Genomic DNA, 3832 nt, shown 5'->3' on the forward strand with positions numbered 1-3832 from the left:
GGCTTTGGGGGAGCTTGCGACCGCCGGCGCTTAAACCAGCCTCGGCCGGCCTGCCGGGTGGCGGCGGTCGAAGTTCATACCGTGGGATTGGCTGACGGCTTGACCTTGGCCGCCACTATACGGTGCTCTCGACGACGCAGAAATCTCGGAGCATCCGATGAGACTTCACAAAAAGCGCGCGCTGGTTACCGGCGGGTCGGACGGTATCGGCCTGGCGATCGCCGAGGCCTTTTCGCGCGAGGGCGCCGACGTCCTGATCGTCGGCCGTGACACCAAAAAGCTCGACACTGCCGCCAAGCAGCTCGGCGGCACTATCGAGACGCTGTCGGCCGATCTTGCCACCTCGGCCGGCATCGCGGCCGTCGGCGAGCACGTCAAAGAATCCGGCAGGCCGCTCGACATTCTCGTCAACAATGCCGGGGTGGCTTTCCTGGTGCCGTTCGAGACCGTCAGCGAGGCGCAGTTCCAGCAATCCTTCGCGCTCAATGTGACGGCGGTGTTCTTCCTCACCCAGGGTCTGCTGCCGCATCTGGCGGCCGGCGCGTCGGTGATCAACGTCTCGTCCTATTTCGCCAACAAGATGATCCCGAAGCGGCCGTCGAGCCTCTATTCCCTGTCAAAGGGCGCGTTGAACTCGCTGACCAAATCGCTGGCCTTCGAACTCGGCCCGCGCGGCATCCGCGTCAACGCCATCGCGCCGGGCACTGTCGACACCGCCATGCGACGCAAGACCGTCGACAATTTGCCGGCCGAGGCAAAGGCCGAGCTGAAAGCCTATGTCGAGCGCAGCTATCCGCTTGGCAGAATCGGCCGCCCCGACGATCTGGCGGGCATCGCAGTGTACCTCGCTAGCGACGAGGCGGCCTGGACCAGCGGCGGGGTCTTCTCCGTCGACGGTGGTTATACTGCGGGCTGATCCGTCCGGGCGCCACGCCAAGCGCCGACATTTTCTGCGACGCCACTTTCTACAAATCCAAGTACGCCTACCGCCTCCAGGACCTGATCGCGAACCCAGCGATGGGGTGGCTCGTCGTCGTGGCGCGCGTGCCAGTACATCCTGATTTCCGGAACAGCAATGGGAAGCGGTGGTTCAAAGATGACGAGCGGCAGGGTCTCGGCCGCCCAAACCGCGAACTGCCTGGGCACCGCCGACAGGTGGTTTCCCTTTGCCACGGCTAATGCGACAGCCTGAAAGTGCGGCAGGGTCAGGCTTACACGGCGCGTTCGCCCGATCTTGCGGAGCGCCTCGTCGGTGGAGCCCGACATCGAGCCGTCGATAGAACGAAGAATATGGGGCAGTTCGCAGAAGAGGTCGATCGGCAGAGTCTTGCCTTCCATGATTCCCGCCTGCCTGATCGCAGCGTTGTCGTGCGCGGCGATGATGGCGAATGGTGAATGGAACAGAGGCGTGCTTGAGACCCAGTCGGAGACCTCCAGCGGACGCTCGAGCGCTACGTCGATTTCATCCTCCTGGAGCAGCCGCGAGACATCGCCGCGCGCGCTATCGAGAAACCTTAGCGACGCGCGCGGCGCGGCGCCAGCGATGCGTGCCGCCAGCGCTGGCATCAGCATCATGGAAAAGAAATCCGCCCCCATGAACGTGAAGGTTCGCTCCAGTTCCGCCGGATCGAACGCCTTGGCCGAATGGAAGACGCGTTCGATCTCGCGAAGCGCCACGCGCAACGGCTCGGCCATGCTCTCGGCGCGCGGTGTCGGCATCATGTCATTGCCCCGTCGCACGAACAGCTGGTCGTTGAGGAGATGTCGCAAGCGATTGAGCGCAGCGCTGACGGCAGGCTGGCTGAGGCCGATCTGCTCGCCGGCACGCGTAACGCTTCTCTCCCGCAGAAGGGCGTCGAACACCTTGATGAGATTGAGGTCGAGCGCGTTCAAATTCATCGCATCAATTCGCCCCATACGATCATTCGATTTCCGTTGTCGGCGTATCCCTGGCTAGATCGTCATCGGCCCAGCAGGCACAGGCAACAGAAGGATCAGACACGCCATGACAATGACCCCCGGCACGATCACAGGCAAGGAACTCTTCTGGTTCAACAACACGCTCGTCGCGATCCACGTCTCGTCGATAGCAGGAGAGGACGGCACCTGCGTCGTCGAGCATCACATGCCCTATGGCGACTCGCCACCGCTGCATGCGCATCGCAGGGAAGACGAAGTGTTTCACATCCTGGAGGGGAGATTGCGCTTTCAGATCGACGGCCACGAACGCATTGCGGACGCCGGCGAAACCGTCATCGCACCGAAAGGCCTGCCGCACACCTACCGGGTCGAATCCCCGGAAGGTGCGCGCACCCTCACCATCACGCGCGGTTCGGATTTTGAGACGATGCTGCGTCAGGCGAGCCGTCCCGCCGAACAGCCCGAACTGCCGCCGCTGATGGAACCAACACCGGAAATCATCGCGGCACTGGTGCAGCTTTGCGCAAAAAACGGCATCGACATTGTCGGTCCGCCGCTGGGGTGAGAGGCCGAAACTGCGCAGTCCTTCCCTTCTCCCCTTTGTGGGAGAAGGAGAGACGCGCCGCGCCTTCAACCGATTTGCATCCTCGCCGCCCGCATTCTCCGCTTGAAGCCGTTTGTGCAACGCGATACGCCGTTGCCGACTTCGACAAGGAGAGACCCGTGACCGCTGCAAAGACCAGAACCGAAACCGACACGTTCGGTCCCATCGAAGTCGCCGCCGACCGGTATTGGGGCGCGCAGGCGCAGCGTTCGCTCGGCAATTTCAAGATCGGCTGGGAAAAGCAGCCGGCGTCGATCGTGCGCGCATTGGGCATCGTCAAGCGGGCGGCGGCCGAAGCCAACATGGAGCTCAAGCGGCTCGATCCGGCGATCGGCAAGACGATTGTCGAGGCAGCGCAAGAGGTCATCGACGGCAAGCTCGATGAGCATTTCCCGCTGGTGGTCTGGCAGACCGGTTCGGGCACCCAGTCCAACATGAACGCCAATGAGGTGATCTCCAACCGGGCGATTGAGATGCTGGGCGGTGTCATGGGCTCCAAGAAGCCGGTGCATCCCAACGATCACGTCAATATGAGCCAATCGTCGAACGACACCTATCCGACAGCCATGCACATCGCCTGCGCCGAACGCATCGTGCACGATCTGTTGCCGGCACTGAAGCACCTGCACAAGGCACTCGCCGCCAAGAGCAGAGAGTTCAATCACATCATCAAGATCGGCCGCACGCACACGCAGGATGCCACCCCCCTTACGCTTGGCCAGGAATTTTCGGGCTATGCCGCGCAGGTCGCTTCGTCGATCAAGCGCATCGAGCTGACGTTGCCCGGCTTGCAGGAACTGGCGCAGGGCGGCACCGCCGTCGGCACCGGCCTCAACGCGCCGGTCGGCTTCGCCGAAAGGGTCGCGGATCGCATCGCCTCCATCACCGGCATCGCCTTCGTCACCGCGCCGAACAAGTTCGAGGCGCTGGCGGCCCATGATTCCATGGTGTTTTCGCACGGCGCCATCAACGCGGCGGCCGCCGCGCTATTCAAGATCGCCAACGACATCCGCTTCCTCGGCTCAGGCCCGCGCTCGGGCCTCGGCGAACTGTCGCTGCCGGAAAACGAACCGGGCTCGTCGATCATGCCGGGCAAGGTCAACCCGACCCAGTGCGAGGCGCTGACGCAGGTCTGCGTACAGGTGTTCGGCAACAATGCGGCGCTCACCTTCGCCGGCAGCCAGGGTCATTTCGAGCTCAATGTCTACAATCCGCTGATGGCCTACAACTTCCTGCAGTCGGTGAAGTTGCTCTGCGACGCCTCGGTCTCCTTCCCCGACAATTGCGTCTTCGGCATCGAGGCCCGCG

At 63.0% G+C, this 3832-nt stretch carries 4 protein-coding genes; 3 read left to right on the forward strand and 1 reads right to left on the reverse strand.

The window, feature by feature from the left end; translation table 11 throughout:
• The first annotated feature begins 157 nt into the window (after nt 1-157).
• The gene (locus EOA22_RS26960) at nt 158-916 is read left to right on the forward strand and encodes an SDR family oxidoreductase (RefSeq protein ID WP_013532409.1); all 759 of its coding nucleotides are present in this window, start codon (nt 158-160) and stop codon (nt 914-916) included.
• Here the strand turns inward: EOA22_RS26960 and EOA22_RS26965 are convergent.
• Nucleotides 901-1899 carry a LysR family transcriptional regulator gene (locus EOA22_RS26965; RefSeq protein ID WP_127390340.1) on the reverse strand — a complete coding sequence of 333 codons (999 nt, stop codon included), beginning with the start codon at nt 1897-1899 and terminating at the stop codon, nt 901-903. The genes EOA22_RS26960 and EOA22_RS26965 overlap by 16 nt on opposite strands.
• A gap of 106 nt (nt 1900-2005) precedes the next feature.
• Here EOA22_RS26965 and EOA22_RS26970 point away from each other — a divergent pair, with 106 nt between their 5' ends.
• Both EOA22_RS26970 and EOA22_RS26975 read left to right on the forward strand, forming a co-directional pair.
• Complete coding sequence (locus EOA22_RS26970) at nt 2006-2485, forward strand: cupin domain-containing protein (RefSeq protein WP_013532411.1); 480 nt, start codon at nt 2006-2008, stop codon at nt 2483-2485.
• Nucleotides 2486-2643: 158 nt separating this feature from the next.
• On the forward strand, nt 2644-3832 hold a 1189-nt coding region (locus EOA22_RS26975; RefSeq protein WP_164755854.1), incomplete at its 3' end, for a class II fumarate hydratase.

Source organism: Mesorhizobium sp. M7A.F.Ca.US.014.04.1.1, assembly GCF_003998745.1.
Lineage (GTDB): Bacteria > Pseudomonadota > Alphaproteobacteria > Rhizobiales > Rhizobiaceae > Mesorhizobium > Mesorhizobium ciceri.